We start from the raw sequence: 14,722 nt of genomic DNA on the forward strand, positions 1-14,722 counted from the left end.
GTGTCGGTCTTGGCGGCAGCCTGATCCTGGGCGAAGGCAGCGGCAGGCAGCATCAATGCTGCGGCAAGCGCCAGCGTCAGCTGGCTGCGGACAATAGTATTGCGGTGGCGAAGAGCCATGGGAATTCCTTCTTTTTGGAAACGGTTAAACAGAACCAACTGAGGTGATCGATGAGGCATCGGAACCAGTCGGGCCAAAAGGGTAACATTCATTTAACATGTTTTGCCTGAATACGTAATACTTGTGTGCCGTATGGTGGGGCTTTCGCCAGATTGCCGCTTTGCGAATGCGCGGTAGGTATCAGGCGGTTTGACGGCAGCCTTGGAGATATTCGAGAGTAGATGCTGAGCATCTGTCCATTGCGCGAACATAAATGGAATATAAATGACGAACTCGGGAACTCGGCTAAAATCGTCGCTTCATTAACCGAGGCCGTCGGCCCATGTCACGTCTGCCCTCCCATGCCGTTCAAGGCGAGCTCAAGCCGTTGGCGAAAGCCCGCAATATCATCGCTGTCGGCTCTGGTAAGGGGGGCGTGGGGAAGTCCACCACGGCGGTCAACCTAGCGTTGGCACTGGCGGCGGAAGGCTTGGCGGTAGGGATGCTGGATGCGGATGTTTATGGGCCCAGTATTCCCACCATGCTGGGACTATCCGGCAAGCCCGATAGTCCGGATGGCAAGAGCATCACGCCGATGCGCGCGCACGGAATCGAGGCGATGTCGATTGGCCTGCTGGTGGGTAGCGACACTCCGATGATCTGGCGAGGGCCGATGGCCACCCAAGCCTTGACCCAGCTGCTCAATGACACCCGCTGGGGGGATCTCGATGTATTGGTAGTGGATTTGCCGCCAGGGACAGGCGATATCCAGTTGACCATGGCGCAAAAGATCCCGGTGGCCGGTGCGGTGGTGGTGACCACGCCGCAGGAAGTAGCCACGATGGATGCGCGCAAGGCATTGAAAATGTTTGAGAAAGTTGAAATTCCGGTGCTGGGTTTGGTGGAGAATATGGCGGTGCATGTGTGCAGCCAATGCGGCCATTCCGAACACATCTTTGGCAGTGGCGGGGCGCAGTGGATGTCCGAGCAGTACGGGGTGCCGGTATTGGGCACCTTGCCGCTGGAGATCGGTATTCGTGAACACGGGGATGCGGGGGTACCGATCGTGGTCGCTCAGCCGGATTCAGCTGCAGCACAGGCCTACCGCGCCACCGCCCGCGCACTGCTGGAACGACTGGCCCAGCGCCCCAAGGTGCGCACCGGTATCATGGCATCCTTGATTGGCGGCTGAATCTGCAGCACGGTAATGCGCGGTGGATTGCAATTTTCGCCGCGATGCTTTAGTTTCCACCCATCTAGATTTAACTGAAGTGGCTGGAGTCTTTACGACTATGCGCAAGTTCTCTATTGCAATCGCGGTGGTAGCAGCACTGAGTGCACTACCTGCTATGGCGCAATCACAATCCAATAATGATTGGGACAAGATTGTGTTGGAACAAGCCAAGGGCAGTGTGATGACCAGCACTGGCGGTGATTACCGTTCGGCGACGATTGGTGATCAGTTGACAGTGGGTCAATACATGATGCTCTCCGGCGCGCAGCCGGGTGCCAAGCTGGTGTATTACAAATTGGATGACAAAGGCCGCGTGATCCACAAGTGCGTGCGCGATTACGACCAAGCCAACACCTATGTGGTGGATGCCAGTTGCAAAATCGCCGCTGCTTGGACTGCATCCTCTGGCGTCAGCGGTGCCAATGTTGGCATCATTGCCGGGGCTGCGCTTGTCGGGGCGGCTTTGATTGGTTCGGAAAAAAATACGCCGATCAGTACCGGGAGGCGCTGAGGGCGCAAGCCTGCAACATCGGTTGACGAGCATCAAGGCAAGCTATCCAGCTTGCCTTGATGCGTTTAGGGGACATGGGATTACATTGCCCTGCAGTATTGGCCTGGCAAGGAGTTCGTAAGTGTCAAGCGATGTCGTGCGCAGGTGGCTGCTGCCCGCGCTGTCAGTGCTGCTGGCGGCGCTGTGGCTGGGGGGTGGGGTGACCCAAGACAGCACGTCGATGGACGAGTGGTTGCAACTGCTGGCACTGCCTGTGCTGTGGATGTCGGTGCGGGTCTTGTTGGTCGAGTTTCCCGCGGATCGGCTGTCTCGCTGTGGTATCGGGTTGGCGGTCGCTCTCATTCTGCTGTTGGCCTTGCAATTGTTGCCGCTCCCGGCATCGGTCTGGAACCTGCCCGCGGCCCGTGGCGCACTGACGCAGGACTTGCAACAGGCAGGGGTGGATACCTTGCGTCGCCATTGGAGCCTTGCGCCGGCCGCCACCGAACAGGGGTTGTGGGCGCTATTGCCTGCCTTGGCCTGCTTCTTTGCGGCAATAACCCTGGATAAGTCCCAGCGGCGACGCGTGTTACAGGTTGTGATTGCACTGGCAGCCTTCAATGTCCTGTTCGCATTTTTCCAGGCCGGGTTGCCGTTGGACAGCGAGTTGCGGCTCTATGATTTTGATGCGGGGTTTGGCGGGCTGTTTGCCAATACCAACCATCAGGCAACTGCCTGCATCACCGGCATGGTGCTGGCGACCGGTTTGGGTGCGGAGGCGCGCTTTCGAGCGCTACGTGAAGGAGCTCACCCGCATGCCGCGTGGGGGTACTTCCTGCTGGCGGGTGTGTTTTTGTTGGCCATTCCATTGAGTACCTCGCGTGCAGGCATGTCCATTGCGTTGCCAGCCTTGGTGTTGACTTTGGTGCTGAGCGGAGCGGTGCCATTGCGCAGGATGAAGCGCAATAAAGCGACACTGGGGATGGCAGCGGGCATGGTGTTATTGATGCTGCTTGGAATGCAGGCGGCGTTGGGTTGGATGGCGATTGATCTTGCCGAAGAACAACGCCATGTATTCGCTGAAATCACATTCCAGTTGGGGTTGGCGCATGCGCCGCTGGGCAGTGGCGTTGGCAGTTTCGTGCCGTTGTTTGCTGCCGCCAGCCCACTGCAGATGCAAGAGGCGTATTACGTCAATCATGCGCATAACGAATACGCGCAGTGGTGGCTGGAAACCGGCTGGCTGGGCATGCTGCTGCTGGTTGGCGTGCTGGCGGTACTGGCGGTAGCCGTCAAACGCTTGCTGCAACAGCGGCGACGTCGCTCGCAGGTGATATTGGCGGCATCGGCTTGGGTGGCGGTTGCCGCAGTAATGGCGCATTCGTGGGCAGACTATCCCTTGCGCACGCTCAGTTTGATGAGCACTACCGCAGCACTGGCGGGGGTGATGTTGGCGGCGCTTGCGGATATCGGTCAATGCCGGCACATGCTCGAAGATGCACGGGATCAGGCTGCCCCCAATGCACTCGCTGATTGAGCGCAGCGCTGGGCAGATGTGGCAACATTCCTTACACTTGCGGGCTTGACCGACGCCAGAAAACAACCTGCATGAGCATCAAGAGTGACCGTTGGATCCGCCGCATGGCTGAACAGCATGCCATGATTGAGCCGTATGAGCCGGGTCAGGTGAAGTTTGCCGACAAGAGCGGCGCCGGTGGTCAGCGTATCGTCAGCTATGGCACATCCAGTTATGGCTATGACGTGCGTTGCGCGCGCGAGTTCAAGGTGTTTACCAATATCAATTCGACAATAGTCGATCCCAAGCACTTTGACCCCAAAAGTTTTGTCGATGTGGTCGGCGATGAGTGCATCATCCCGCCCAATTCCTTCGCGTTGGCGCGCACCGTGGAGTACTTCCGCATTCCGCGCGACACCTTAGTCGTGTGCTTGGGCAAGAGCACCTATGCGCGCTGCGGGATCATCGTCAATGTGACCCCGCTGGAGCCGGAGTGGGAAGGGCATGTGACTTTGGAGTTCTCCAACACCACGCCGTTGCCTGCGCGCATTTATGCAGGGGAAGGTGTGGCCCAGATGTTGTTCTTCCAGTCTGATGCCGATGATGTCTGCGAAACCTCGTACAAGGATCGCGGCGGAAAATATCAGGGGCAGACGGGTGTGACTTTACCGCGCACCTGATTCGAAGTTTGCAGCCATTTTGCCGCGCCGCGCCCAGCACGCAGGCCACTGGCAAAGCAAGCGGTGAGCAGATAGCCGCCGGTCGGGGCTTCCCAGTCCAGCATTTCCCCGGCGCAGAACAGCCCGGGGTGTTGCTTCACCATCAGCGCATCATCCAGTGCGTGCAGGCGCACGCCACCGGCGGTGGAAATGGTTTCGGCCAGCGGACGCGGGCGCAACAAGCGCAGCGGCAGTGATTTCAGTGCGGCCGCCACTTGCGCCATATCCTGCTGTGCGGGTTTGCCCAGCACTTCAAATACCAGCGCGGCCTTGGCAGCGTCGATGCCGGTTTGCCGGCGCAAATGTTCACCCAAACTGCGGCCGTTGCGTGGTTTTGCAAGATCGTTTTGCAGGCGTTCCAGCGTGCGTCCTGGCACCAGGTCCAGATGCAGCGTCGCTTCGCCGTTGCGGGCAATGCAGTCGCGCAGTTCGGCACTGATCGCATAAATCAAGCTGCCTTCGATGCCGTGTTCGGTCAGTACGCACTCACCTTGCAAGGCGTGTGTGGTGTTGTCGATATCAGGCCAATGGGCAATGACGGGTTTGAGCGGCGCGCCAGCAAATTTGTTCGCAATGAAATCGCTCCACCCAATGTCGAATCCGCAGTTGGCCGGCTGCAAGGGTGCAATGTCGATGCCGCGTGCCGTCAGTGCCTCTACCCATGCGCCATCCGAGCCTAGCTGCGGCCAACTGCCGCCGCCCAGTGCCAGCACGGTGGCGTCGGCAGTGAAACTGGCCTCACCACTGGGCGTTGCAAAGCGTAGCGCGCCGTTGGCGTCCCAGCCCAACCAGCGGTGCTGCACATGGAACTGCACGCCGGCAACTTTCAGGCGGTGCACCCAGCCGCGCAGCAACGGCGCGGCCTTGCGATCGGTGGGGAACACCCGGCCCGAACTGCCCACGAAGGTGTCGATGCCCAGCCCGCGCGCCCATGCGCGCAAAGCATCGGCATCGAAGCTGTCCAGCCATGTTGCGATGTCATTGGCGCGCTCACGGTAGCGGCCATCAAAGTTCGGACGCGGCTCGGAATGGGTGAGATTCAGGCCACCTCTGCCGGCGATCAGGAATTTGCGGCCAACCGATCCCTTGGCTTCGAATAGATGCACTGGGAGGCCGGTGCCGCACGCGGCTTCGGCGGCCATCAAACCGGCAGGGCCGCCGCCGATCACGGCCAAGCGGTAAGGGGAAGGATTCGACATCCGCCTATGATCCCATGCGTGGGGAGGCGCGATTACAATAGGCGGATGATCTTGAATATCGCCGCTTATATTTTTGTGCCCATCGACGATGCCGATGCCCTCGCACCGCGCCTGCGCGAACGCGCAGAGGCCGATGGTCTGCGCGGCAGCATATTGGTGACGCCGGAAGGCTTGAATTTATTTCTAGCGGCAACAGAAGCCCCTGTACGCGACTTTTTGGCGTGGCTGCGCACCGATGCGCGCTTTGCCGGTTTGCATGCCAAAGAAAGCTGGAGCGAGGCGGTGCCATTTGCGCGGCTCAAGGTCAAGCGCAAGGCCGAGATCATCAGCTTTCGGCGTGAGCACGCTTCACCACTGGAGGTGGGGCAGCGTGCACCCACGGTGGCGCCGCAGACCTTGGCGCGCTGGCTTGCGCAGGGCCATGACGATGCCGGCAAGCAGGTGGTGATGCTGGACACGCGCAATCAGCAAGAGGTCGCGTACGGCACATTTACCGGCGCACTGACCTTGCCCATCGACAAATTCACCGACTTGCCGGCTGCATTGGCCCCGCACCGCGACCGTTTGCGCGATACCACCGTGGTCAGTTTTTGTACCGGTGGTGTGCGCTGCGAAAAAGCCGCGCTGTGGCTGCAACAAGACGGTTGGGACAACCTGCTGCAACTGGACGATGGCATTTTGGGGTATTTCGAACAGGTCGGCGGCGTTGGTTATGACGGTGGCTGCTTCGTGTTTGACGAACGCATCGCCTTGGATTCGACGCTGCGCCCGATGCAGGCTGTGCAGGCGTGAGTTTGCTTGCGATTGGGATGATCATCGTCGGTGTTTGGGTGGCGATCAAAGTGGCCGGTGCGTTGCTGAAACTGGTGTTCTGGGGCGTGGCTTTGGCGGGAATCTACTGGTTTGTCGCGCCGATCATGCATTGGCCGCAGCTGTTTTGATGGCGCGTGTTCAATGTCCCAGCGCGCTGCCCGCAGCGTGGCCTGATGCCCACGCCCATTGAAAGTTGTAGCCGCCCAGCCAGCCGGTGACGTCCACCACTTCACCGATGAAGTACAGCCCCGGCACATGCTTGGACATCATTGTGGTGGAAGACAGTCCGTCGGTATCCACACCGCCCAAGGTCACCTCAGCAGTGCGATAGCCTTCGCTGCCGCTGGCGGTCAGTGGCCAGGCAGATAGTAGTTCGGTAATGCTGCGCAGTTCTGCGGGTGTGTATTGGCGCAATGGTTTGTTGTTGATCCAGTGTTCGCACAGGCGCTGTGCAAAGCGCTTGGGTAGCACCTCGCCCAGCAGCGTTTTCAGCTCCGTATCGCGCCGTGTGCGTTGCCAATCGGCAAGCTGCTGCGCACTATCAATGCCGGGCAACAGATCCAGCCGCAGGTCATCACCGGGCTGCCAGAAACTGGAAATTTGCAAGATTGCGGGCCCGCTGATGCCGCGATGGGTGATCAGCATGAAGTTGCGAAAACTCGCACCATTGCAATGCGCCTCGATGGGCAACGACACCCCCGCCAAATCCTGCAATCGCTCGGCGTGCTTGCCGCTCAAGGTCAATGGCACCAAGCCGGCGCGGGTGGGCAGCACAGCGTGACCCCATTGCTTGGCCAGTTGGTAGCCAAACCCCGACGCACCCATGCTGGGGATCGACAAGCCACCACTGGCCACCACCAGTGCGGCGCTTGCAAAATGGCCTTGTGGCGTGTGCAGGCGATAGTGGCCGGCATCGGTGTGTTCGACACGTTCAATCGTGCAATGCGTGCGAATCTCCACGCCGGCATTCGCGCATTCGGCCAGCAGCATCGCCACGATCTGTTTGGACGAGTCATCGCAAAACAATTGCCCCAGCTCTTTTTCGTGATAGGCAATGCCGTGGCGCTCCACCAGCTCGATGAAATGCCACGGCGTGTAGCGCGCCAATGCAGATTTGCAGAAGTGTTTGTTGGCCGACAGATAGTTGGCCGGGGTGGTGCCGGTATTGGTGAAATTGCAGCGGCCACCGCCCGACATCAAAATTTTCTTGCCCACTTTATTGGCATGGTCCAACACCAGCACCCGCAAGCCGCGCAGGCCTGCGGTGCGCGCGCACATCAGCCCAGCAGCGCCGGCACCGATGATGATGACGTCGAAGCTATGGCTCACACCCACTCACGCGATGGCAGGGTGTGGCGGCGTTGCGGGCGGCCTACGAGGTCAAGGAAGTTGTTGAACACGGCGTCGGCTTGCTGCTGCATGGCGGCGATATGAAGCAGGGTTTGCGCGCGAATGGATGCTGCGTCATGGGCCAAACCCGAGGCCGTAAGTTCTTCACGATAAGCAGGGTTGGCCAGCCAGCGTTCAATCAATGGCTGATCCATTTCCAAATGAAACTGGAAGCCGTAGGCGTTGTCGCCATAGCGAAACGCCTGCTGCGCGCAATCTGCACTGCTGGCCAGATGCACGGCAGATGCTGGGATATCAAAGCGGCAGCTATGCCACTGGAACACCGGGGTTTGTGCCTGCAGGGGCGCTAGCACCGGGTCATCCAAACCTGCTGCTGTTTTTTGCAGAGGGTACCAACCAATTTCCGGCACCGGGTTGCGCGGGACTTGCGCGCCCAGCACATGCGCCAGCAGTTGCGCACCCAGACAGATACCTAGTACGGGTTTGCCTTGTTCCAGCATGGTTTCGATGGCGCGCATCTCGTTGCGCAAATGCGCGCGCTGCGGGTGTTCGTCCACATTCATCGGCCCACCCAGCACCACCAGCCCACGATAGCGGTCCACATTGAGTTGGGCGTCGGGATGGCGTTCGAAATTTTTGAAACGAATGCGATGGCCGCGCCGACGAATCAGCGGGTCAAGCGTGCCGAGTGGTTCAGCAGCAACGTGTTGGAAGACGAGGAGGCGGGACATGGGACAGGTGGGACGGACGGTTGTGGTGACTATGCCAAAGCCAACGACCGCCGTGCCAATCCCGGATGCTTATGTCCTTATCGCGGGCCGCGCGGTTTAAACCCGCCGGGTTTGCTGCCGGGCTTGCTACCGGGCTTGAAGCCGCCGGGTTTGAACCCACCGGGTTTGAACCCACCGGGCTTGCGCGGGCCACCGGGGCGGTCGTCGCCACGCGGCGGGCCAAAACTCCGCTTGCGCTTGGGTGCGTCGATATCGGCATCGCTGGCGAGTTTCATCCGCAGCGGCTTGCTGGCCACTCGCACGTTTTGCATGTGCTCCAGCAGTTCCGGTGGCATGCCGTCGGGCAGGTCCACCAAGGTGAAATCGTCGCGAATATCAATCCGGCCGATATAGCGGCTTTCCAGATCCGCCTCGTTAGCTATCGCGCCAACGATATGGCCCGGCTGCGCGCCATGCTGGTGGCCCACTTCAATACGATAGGTGCGCATGCCGGCCTCGGGGGCACCGTGTTCGCGCGGTGCACGCTCACGCGATTCATGTGTGCGTTCGCGTTGCGGGCGTTCGCTGCGGTCGCGGGTGGGGCGGGCATCGCGGGCTTCAAATGCGCGCTCCGGTACCGCCGGCTTGGGTAGCAGTAATGGTGTCTTGCCTTGTACCAATTTTGCCAGCGCCGCCGCGATTTCTACTGCCGGCACGTTCTTTTCGCGCTCGTAGCGCTCCACCAATTCGCGGAAAATTGACAGGTCATCGCTAGCCAATGCGGCTTCGATCTTGTCGAGGAATTTGGCCACGCGGCGCTCGTTGACGGCATCCACGCTGGGCAGGTTCATTTGCTCGATTTTTTGCCGGGTGGCGCGCTCGATTGCGCCCAGCATGCCGCGCTCACGCGGAGCCACAAACAAAATTGCCTCGCCCTTGCGCCCGGCGCGGCCGGTGCGGCCGATGCGGTGCACATAGCTTTCAGTGTCGTAAGGGATGTCGTAGTTCAGCACGTGACTGATACGATCCACATCCAGCCCGCGCGCGGCCACGTCGGTGGCCACCAGCACGTCAAGCTGGCCATCCTTCAAGCGCTGGATGGTGCGCTCTCGGGTCTTTTGTTCCACGTCGCCATTGATGGCGGCGGCGGAAAAACCGCGCGCGGCCAGCTTTTCCGCCAGTTCGTCGGTGCCCAGCTTGGTGCGCGCGAAGATGATCATCGCGTCGAACGGCTCGGCCTCCATGATCCGGGTCAGTGCATCCAATTTATTGATGCCACTGACCATCCAGAACCGCTGGCGGATGTTCTCGGCAGTGGAGGTCTGCGACTTGATCGCGATCTCCGCCGGATCCTTCAGATAGGTCTGTGCGATGCGTTTGATTTGCGCCGGCATGGTGGCCGAGAACAGCGCCACTTGGCGCGTTGCTGGGGTCTTTTTCAGCACCGCCTCGACATCGTCGATAAAGCCCATCCGCAGCATTTCATCGGCCTCATCCAGCACCAGCATGCGCAGTTGCGACAGATCCAGCGAGCCGCGTTCCAAATGATCGATCACCCGGCCTGGGGTGCCCACCACGACATGCACGCCGCGTTTTAGCGCGGATAGCTGCGGCATATAGCTTTGGCCGCCGTAGATGGGCAACACTTGGAAGCCGGGGATGTGGTGCGCGTATTTCTGGAACGCCTCGGCGACCTGGATGGCCAGCTCACGGGTGGGCGCCAGTACCAGCACTTGCGGCTTGCTGGCAGCGGCTTCCAGCAGGGCCAGCGCGGGCAGCGCGAACGCGGCGGTCTTGCCGGTGCCGGTTTGCGCTTGGCCAATCATGTCGCGGCCTGCCAGCAGTGCTGGGATGGTGGCGGCTTGAATTGGCGAGGGGGTTTCGTAGCCAACTTCGCGCAGTGCAGACAGCAGCGTCTGCGGCAGGCCAAGGTCGGTAAAGGAAAGGGTCACAGTGTCGGCGCTCATGGTGCCTTTGGGCGTGATCGCCGAAAAGTAATGGGTGCATAGTGTACGCGCCCAAGGCTGAGCCGGCGCTCAATAAATTGTGGCGGGCGAGAATTTCTCCGGGTATTTCGTGCGTGACGCTCCCAATAATCGTGCTGGCGAATGCGAACGATTCTTGGCAACGATCAAAATGCACAAGAATCGCTACATTTCACACGAATCAAGGGCTGCAAGGTCTGGCCGCCACCACGCATCGCCGGTTAGAATGCGCGGCTGTAGCGAGTGGGATTGAAATCCACTTGCCCCCACAGAAGACCGAGGCACGCGTGCTGGCCGAATATTTGCCCACTCTGCTGTTTTTGATCGTTGCCACCGGGATCGGCATTGCGCTGATCGTGATTGGCAACGTGATTGGCCCCAAGCGGCCGTCCGCCGAGAAGCTGTCGCCCTATGAGTGCGGCTTTGGTGCATTCGAGAACGCGCGCATGCCGTTCGACGTGCGCTACTACTTGGTCGCGATTTTGTTCATCGTGTTCGACTTGGAAATCGCCTTTGTATTTCCGTGGGCCGTGGTATTCCGCGAGCTTGGTGTGTTTGGCTTGATCGAAATGGGCGTGTTTCTGGCGCTGCTGGTGATCGGCTTCGTGTACGTGTGGAAGCGCGGCGCGCTGGAGTGGGAATGAGCAATATCGTTCAAACAGTATTAGAGGCCGCCAGCAATCCACTGCCCGAGGGTCGGTTGGACGACATCCTGCGCCCCGATGGCGACAATCCGCTGCTACAAAACGGGTTTGTCACCACCAGCATGGACGCGCTATGGAATTGGGCGCGCACCGGTTCGATGTGGCCGATGACCTTTGGCTTGGCCTGTTGTGCGGTGGAAATGATGCACGCCGGCGCAGCACGGCTGGACTTGGACCGTTATGGCGTGGTGTTTCGCCCATCGCCGCGCCAGTCCGACGTGATGATCGTGGCCGGCACCTTGGTCAACAAAATGGCCCCGGCGCTGCGCAAGGTCTATGATCAGATGCCCGACCCGAAGTGGGTGATCTCGATGGGTAGCTGCGCCAACGGCGGCGGCTACTATCACTACTCGTATTCGGTCGTACGCGGTTGCGATCGCGTGGTGCCGGTGGATGTGTACGTGCCCGGTTGTCCGCCCACCGCCGAGGCGCTGGTGTACGGCATTTTGCAGTTACAGAAAAAAATTCGCCGGCTGGAACAAAACCCGTTCTCGAAGACGGCCAAGCCGGAGGGTGCGCGCGCATGAGCACGCAACTGTCCGAGCAACTCATCGCCCGCTTTGGTGCCGATGCCGTGCACGTGGCGCAGCCACGGGGTGAAGTCACCCTGGAAGTGACGGCCAGTGCATGGCTGGCCACCTGCAAGGCGGTGCGTGACGAATTGGGTTTCGATACTTTTATCGACCTGTGCGGCATCGATTATCTGGGCTACGGCAACGACGAGTGGGATACCGTCGGCGTGTCCTCGGAAGGGTTCAGCCGTGGTGTGGAAGGCAGTGCAACCGGGCGTTTTGCCTGGGGCGAAGCACCAAGCCATCAGGTCGATGGGGCAGCTGCGGTTGCGCTGGATCAGCGTGCCAGCAAACGTTTTGGTGTGGTGTTGCACCTGCTTTCGATTCGCCATAACCAGCGTGTGCGCTTGCGCTGCTTTAGCCCCGACGAGGGGTTGCCAGTGGTGGCCTCGGTCACTGGGGTGTGGCCGGGTGCCGACTGGTTTGAGCGCGAGGCATTTGACCTGTACGGCATCATTTTTGAAGGTCATCCAGATTTGCGCCGCATCCTCACGGACTATGGTTTTGTGGGGCATCCGTTCCGCAAGGATTTCCCGCTGATCGGCAATGTGGAAGTGCATTACGACGAGGAGAAAAAGCGCGTGGTGTATGCGCCCGTCACCAGCGTCGAGCCGCGCGTGGGCGTGGCCCGCGTAATTCGCGACGATGCCGGTCTTGCCACCGCGCAAGCGGAAAGCAATAGCCGTATCTTGCAGCGGGAGGCACGTCGATGAACGATGTGCTGACCCCCAATAGCGATACGTTCGCCAGTAATCCTGCGGAAGCTGCGCAGGAAATTCGCAACTACACACTGAACTTCGGCCCGCAGCACCCGGCTGCGCATGGTGTGTTGCGCTTGATTCTGGAAATGGACGGCGAAGTGGTGCGCCGTTGCGACCCGCATATCGGGCTGCTGCATCGCGGCACCGAAAAACTGGCCGAATCCAAGCCGTTCAACCAATCGATCCCGTACATGGATCGCTTGGATTACTGCTCGATGATGTGCAACGAGCACGCCTATGTGCTGGCGATTGAAAATCTGCTGGGTATCCAAGCGCCAGAGCGTGCGCAGTGGATCCGCACCATGTTCGACGAGATTACCCGCATCCTGAATCACTTGATGTGGGTGGGTTCCAACGGCCTTGATCTGGGCGCGATGGCGGTGTTTTTGTACGCCTTCCGCGAACGCGAAGAATTGATGGACACCTATGAAGCGGTGTCGGGCGCGCGCATGCACGCGGCGTATTACCGTCCGGGCGGCGTGTACCGCGACCTGCCCGAGGTGATGCCCAAGTACAAAGAATCGCCTTGGCGCAAAGGGCAAAAGCTCAAGCGTTTCAATGAAGCGCGCGAAGGTTCGCTGCTGGATTATTTGGAGCAGTTCACCAAGGACTTCCCGAGCCGGGTGGATGAATACGAAACCCTGCTGACCGAGAACCGCATCTGGAAGCAGCGTACCGTCGGCATCGGTGTCGTCACGCCCGAGCAGGCCAAGGCCTGGGGCATGAGCGGGGCGATGCTGCGTGGTTCTGGCATCGAGTGGGATCTGCGCAAAAAGCAGCCCTACGCCAAATATGCCGAGGTGGATTTTGATATCCCGGTGGGTGTCAACGGCGATTGCTACGACCGTTATCTGGTGCGCATTGCTGAAATGCGCCAGTCCAACCGCATCATCGCGCAGTGCGTGCAGTGGTTGAAGGCCAACCCCGGCCCGGTGATGCTGAACAATTACAAGGTGTCACCGCCCAGCCGTGGCGAAATGAAACACAGCATGGAAGCGCTGATTCACCATTTCAAGCTGTTCTCGGAAGGCTATTGCGTGCCGGCCGGCGAGACCTATGCCGCGGTGGAAGCACCCAAGGGCGAGTTTGGCTGTTATTTGGTGTCCGACGGTGCCAACAAACCGTTCCGCGTGCATCTGCGTGCACCGGGGTTTGCGCATTTGTCGTCGATGGATGCCATCACCAAGGGACACATGCTGTCCGACGTCGTGGCCATGATCGGCACTTACGACATCGTGTTCGGCGAGGTTGATCGATGAAAGTAACCGGCAATTTTGAAGCGTGCCGCAATGTGGATCCGATGGTGGTGCTGTCGGATGCCACCCGCGCGCATATCGACCATTGGCTGACCAAGTTCCCGCCGGAGCGCAAGCGCTCTGCGGTGTTGCAAGGCTTGTATGCCGCGCAAGAGCAAAACCAGGGTTGGCTAAGCGACGAGCTCATCGCCGCGGTGGCCAAGTATTTGGACTTGCCGCCGGTGTGGGCGTATGAAGTGGCTACGTTCTACTCGATGTTCGAGACCAAGAAAGTTGGCCGCAATAATGTGGCGTTTTGTACCAATATCAGTTGCTGGCTCAATGGTGCACAAGAGTTGTTGGCGCATGCCGAAAACAAGCTGGGCATCAAATTGGGTGAATCCACTGCCGATGGCCGCGTGTACCTGAAGCGCGAAGAAGAATGCGTCGCCGCGTGCTGCGGCGCGCCGGTGGTGGTCATCAACGGCCATTACCACGAGAAGCTGGATGCGGCCAAAGTCGATGCACTGCTGGACGGGCTGAAGTGATGGGCGGACATTCGCATTATTCGGAAGGCTACGGCCCCGTCGGTCCTGCACCGAAGGAGCACCAGGCCGTGTACACCACGCTGCATTTCGACAAGCCGTGGTCGTATGAAAATTACCTCAAGACCGGCGGTTACCAGGCGCTGCGTAAAATCCTGACCGAAAAGATCCCGCCGGCCGATATCATCGAGCTGGTCAAGGCATCCGGTCTGCGCGGGCGCGGCGGCGCGGGCTTCCCCACTGGCCTCAAGTGGAGCTTCATGCCCAAGCACGAGGGCGAAAAATACATTCTGTGCAACTCGGATGAGTCCGAGCCGGGCACTTGCAAAGACCGCGACATCCTGCGCTACAACCCGCACGCAGTGCTGGAAGGCTTGGCGATTGCTTGCTACGCCACCAATACCAAGGCGGCGTACAACTACATGCGCGGCGAATTCCATCACGAGCCCTTCGAGCATATCGAAGAAGCACTGGCCGAAGCCTACAAGCACGGTTGGTTGGGCAAGGACATCCTTGGCAGCGGCATCGACATCGACATCTACAACGCGCTGGGCGCGGGCGCTTACATCTGCGGTGAAGAAACCGCGCTGATGGAATCGCTGGAAGGCAAGAAAGGCCAGCCGCGCTACAAGCCGCCGTTCCCGGCCAATTTTGGCCTGTACGGCAAGCCCACCACCATCAACAACACCGAGACCTATGCCTCGGTGCCGGCCATCGTGCGCAATGGCGCCGAATGGTTCATGAGTTTGGGCAAGCCCAACAACGGCGGCTGCAAGATTTTCTCGGTCTC

The 14,722-nt window shown here is 59.9% G+C and carries 16 protein-coding genes and 1 pseudogene; 12 read left to right on the forward strand and 5 right to left on the reverse strand.

Features of this window, described 5'->3' with window-relative positions; genetic code table 11:
• Positions 1-212, reverse strand: a 212-nt coding sequence (locus PK789_RS09640) for a hypothetical protein (RefSeq protein WP_324308544.1), incomplete at its 3' end; no start/stop codon positions are given.
• A gap of 230 nt (positions 213-442) precedes the next feature.
• Between PK789_RS09640 and apbC the strand changes: the two genes are divergently transcribed.
• The 4 genes from apbC to dcd all read left to right on the forward strand — a co-directional run bounded on the left by apbC (position 443) and on the right by dcd (position 4,019).
• Positions 443-1,291: an iron-sulfur cluster carrier protein ApbC gene (gene apbC / locus PK789_RS09645; RefSeq protein ID WP_324308545.1), complete on the forward strand. Its 849-nt coding sequence runs from the start codon at positions 443-445 to the stop codon at positions 1,289-1,291.
• A 100-nt stretch (positions 1,292-1,391) separates the two neighbouring features.
• Positions 1,392-1,844, forward strand: coding sequence for a hypothetical protein (locus PK789_RS09650; RefSeq protein WP_324308546.1), 453 nt, complete (start codon positions 1,392-1,394; stop codon positions 1,842-1,844).
• 121 nt (positions 1,845-1,965) lie between these two features.
• Positions 1,966-3,360, forward strand: a complete 1,395-nt coding sequence (locus tag PK789_RS09655; RefSeq protein ID WP_324308547.1) for an O-antigen ligase family protein — start codon at positions 1,966-1,968, stop codon at positions 3,358-3,360.
• A 71-nt stretch (positions 3,361-3,431) separates the two neighbouring features.
• A complete protein-coding gene (gene dcd, locus PK789_RS09660) occupies positions 3,432-4,019 on the forward strand; it encodes a dCTP deaminase (RefSeq protein WP_324308548.1) in 588 nt (195 codons plus the stop codon).
• On the opposite strand, the gene PK789_RS09665 is transcribed toward dcd, so the two are convergent.
• The gene (locus PK789_RS09665) at positions 3,983-5,257 is read right to left on the reverse strand and encodes a TIGR03862 family flavoprotein (protein ID WP_324308549.1); all 1,275 of its coding nucleotides are present in this window, start codon (positions 5,255-5,257) and stop codon (positions 3,983-3,985) included. The genes dcd and PK789_RS09665 overlap by 37 nt on opposite strands.
• Before the next feature lie 45 nt (positions 5,258-5,302).
• Between PK789_RS09665 and PK789_RS09670 the strand changes: the two genes are divergently transcribed.
• The gene (locus tag PK789_RS09670) at positions 5,303-6,049 is read left to right on the forward strand and encodes a sulfurtransferase (protein ID WP_324308550.1); all 747 of its coding nucleotides are present in this window, start codon (positions 5,303-5,305) and stop codon (positions 6,047-6,049) included.
• Positions 6,046-6,198 carry a hypothetical protein gene (locus PK789_RS09675; RefSeq protein ID WP_324308551.1) on the forward strand — a complete coding sequence of 51 codons (153 nt, stop codon included), beginning with the start codon at positions 6,046-6,048 and terminating at the stop codon, positions 6,196-6,198. Before PK789_RS09670 ends, PK789_RS09675 begins: the two co-directional genes overlap by 4 nt.
• A 10-nt stretch (positions 6,199-6,208) precedes the next feature.
• Here PK789_RS09675 and PK789_RS09680 read toward each other — a convergent pair whose 3' ends face one another.
• From PK789_RS09680 to PK789_RS09690, 3 genes are all read right to left on the reverse strand, one after another.
• Positions 6,209-7,348, reverse strand: a complete 1,140-nt coding sequence (locus PK789_RS09680; protein ID WP_503011937.1) for a BaiN/RdsA family NAD(P)/FAD-dependent oxidoreductase — start codon at positions 7,346-7,348, stop codon at positions 6,209-6,211.
• 47 nt (positions 7,349-7,395) lie between these two features.
• Positions 7,396-8,151: a type 1 glutamine amidotransferase gene (locus tag PK789_RS09685; protein WP_324308553.1), complete on the reverse strand. Its 756-nt coding sequence runs from the start codon at positions 8,149-8,151 to the stop codon at positions 7,396-7,398.
• Between the two features lie 77 nt (positions 8,152-8,228).
• Positions 8,229-10,097 carry a DEAD/DEAH box helicase gene (locus PK789_RS09690; protein ID WP_324308554.1) on the reverse strand — a complete coding sequence of 623 codons (1,869 nt, stop codon included), beginning with the start codon at positions 10,095-10,097 and terminating at the stop codon, positions 8,229-8,231.
• 305 nt (positions 10,098-10,402) lie between these two features.
• Between PK789_RS09690 and PK789_RS09695 the strand changes: the two genes are divergently transcribed.
• From PK789_RS09695 to PK789_RS09720, 6 genes and pseudogenes are all read left to right on the forward strand, one after another.
• Entirely contained in the window at positions 10,403-10,759 is a 357-nt protein-coding gene (locus PK789_RS09695; protein ID WP_223627179.1) for an NADH-quinone oxidoreductase subunit A, read from the forward strand.
• Entirely contained in the window at positions 10,756-11,346 is a 591-nt protein-coding gene (locus PK789_RS09700) for a NuoB/complex I 20 kDa subunit family protein (RefSeq protein ID WP_324308555.1), read from the forward strand. Before PK789_RS09695 ends, PK789_RS09700 begins: the two co-directional genes overlap by 4 nt.
• Entirely contained in the window at positions 11,343-12,104 is a 762-nt protein-coding gene (locus PK789_RS09705; RefSeq protein WP_324308556.1) for an NADH-quinone oxidoreductase subunit C, read from the forward strand. The genes PK789_RS09700 and PK789_RS09705 overlap by 4 nt, the downstream gene beginning before the upstream one ends.
• Positions 12,101-13,411, forward strand: coding sequence for an NADH-quinone oxidoreductase subunit D (locus PK789_RS09710; RefSeq protein WP_324308557.1), 1,311 nt, complete (start codon positions 12,101-12,103; stop codon positions 13,409-13,411). The genes PK789_RS09705 and PK789_RS09710 overlap by 4 nt, the downstream gene beginning before the upstream one ends.
• The gene (nuoE, locus tag PK789_RS09715; RefSeq protein ID WP_324308558.1) at positions 13,408-13,935 is read left to right on the forward strand and encodes an NADH-quinone oxidoreductase subunit NuoE; all 528 of its coding nucleotides are present in this window, start codon (positions 13,408-13,410) and stop codon (positions 13,933-13,935) included. The genes PK789_RS09710 and nuoE overlap by 4 nt, the downstream gene beginning before the upstream one ends.
• Positions 13,935-14,722, forward strand: a pseudogene (locus PK789_RS09720) (NADH-quinone oxidoreductase subunit F); the annotation flags it as partial. The gene nuoE and the pseudogene PK789_RS09720, both read left to right, overlap by 1 nt.

The sequence above is a fragment of the Thermomonas sp. genome, from assembly GCF_035369645.1.
Lineage (GTDB): Bacteria > Pseudomonadota > Gammaproteobacteria > Xanthomonadales > Xanthomonadaceae > Thermomonas.

What these genes read in the sequence shown, in the direction of transcription:
- apbC (WP_324308545.1), top strand. Translation starts at nt 443, where the DNA reads ATGTCACGTCTGCCCTCCCATGCCGTTCAAGGCGAGCTCAAGCCGTTG.
- PK789_RS09650 (WP_324308546.1), top strand. Translation starts at nt 1,392, where the DNA reads ATGCGCAAGTTCTCTATTGCAATCGCGGTGGTAGCAGCACTGAGTGCA.
- dcd (WP_324308548.1), top strand. Translation starts at nt 3,432, where the DNA reads ATGAGCATCAAGAGTGACCGTTGGATCCGCCGCATGGCTGAACAGCAT.
- PK789_RS09665 (WP_324308549.1), bottom strand. Translation starts at nt 5,257, where the DNA reads ATGTCGAATCCTTCCCCTTACCGCTTGGCCGTGATCGGCGGCGGCCCT.
- PK789_RS09670 (WP_324308550.1), top strand. Translation starts at nt 5,303, where the DNA reads ATGATCTTGAATATCGCCGCTTATATTTTTGTGCCCATCGACGATGCC.
- PK789_RS09680 (WP_503011937.1), bottom strand. Translation starts at nt 7,348, where the DNA reads ATGTGCGCGCGCACCGCAGGCCTGCGCGGCTTGCGGGTGCTGGTGTTG.
- PK789_RS09685 (WP_324308553.1), bottom strand. Translation starts at nt 8,151, where the DNA reads ATGTCCCGCCTCCTCGTCTTCCAACACGTTGCTGCTGAACCACTCGGC.
- PK789_RS09690 (WP_324308554.1), bottom strand. Translation starts at nt 10,097, where the DNA reads ATGAGCGCCGACACTGTGACCCTTTCCTTTACCGACCTTGGCCTGCCG.
- PK789_RS09700 (WP_324308555.1), top strand. Translation starts at nt 10,756, where the DNA reads ATGAGCAATATCGTTCAAACAGTATTAGAGGCCGCCAGCAATCCACTG.
- PK789_RS09705 (WP_324308556.1), top strand. Translation starts at nt 11,343, where the DNA reads ATGAGCACGCAACTGTCCGAGCAACTCATCGCCCGCTTTGGTGCCGAT.
- PK789_RS09710 (WP_324308557.1), top strand. Translation starts at nt 12,101, where the DNA reads ATGAACGATGTGCTGACCCCCAATAGCGATACGTTCGCCAGTAATCCT.
- nuoE (WP_324308558.1), top strand. Translation starts at nt 13,408, where the DNA reads ATGAAAGTAACCGGCAATTTTGAAGCGTGCCGCAATGTGGATCCGATG.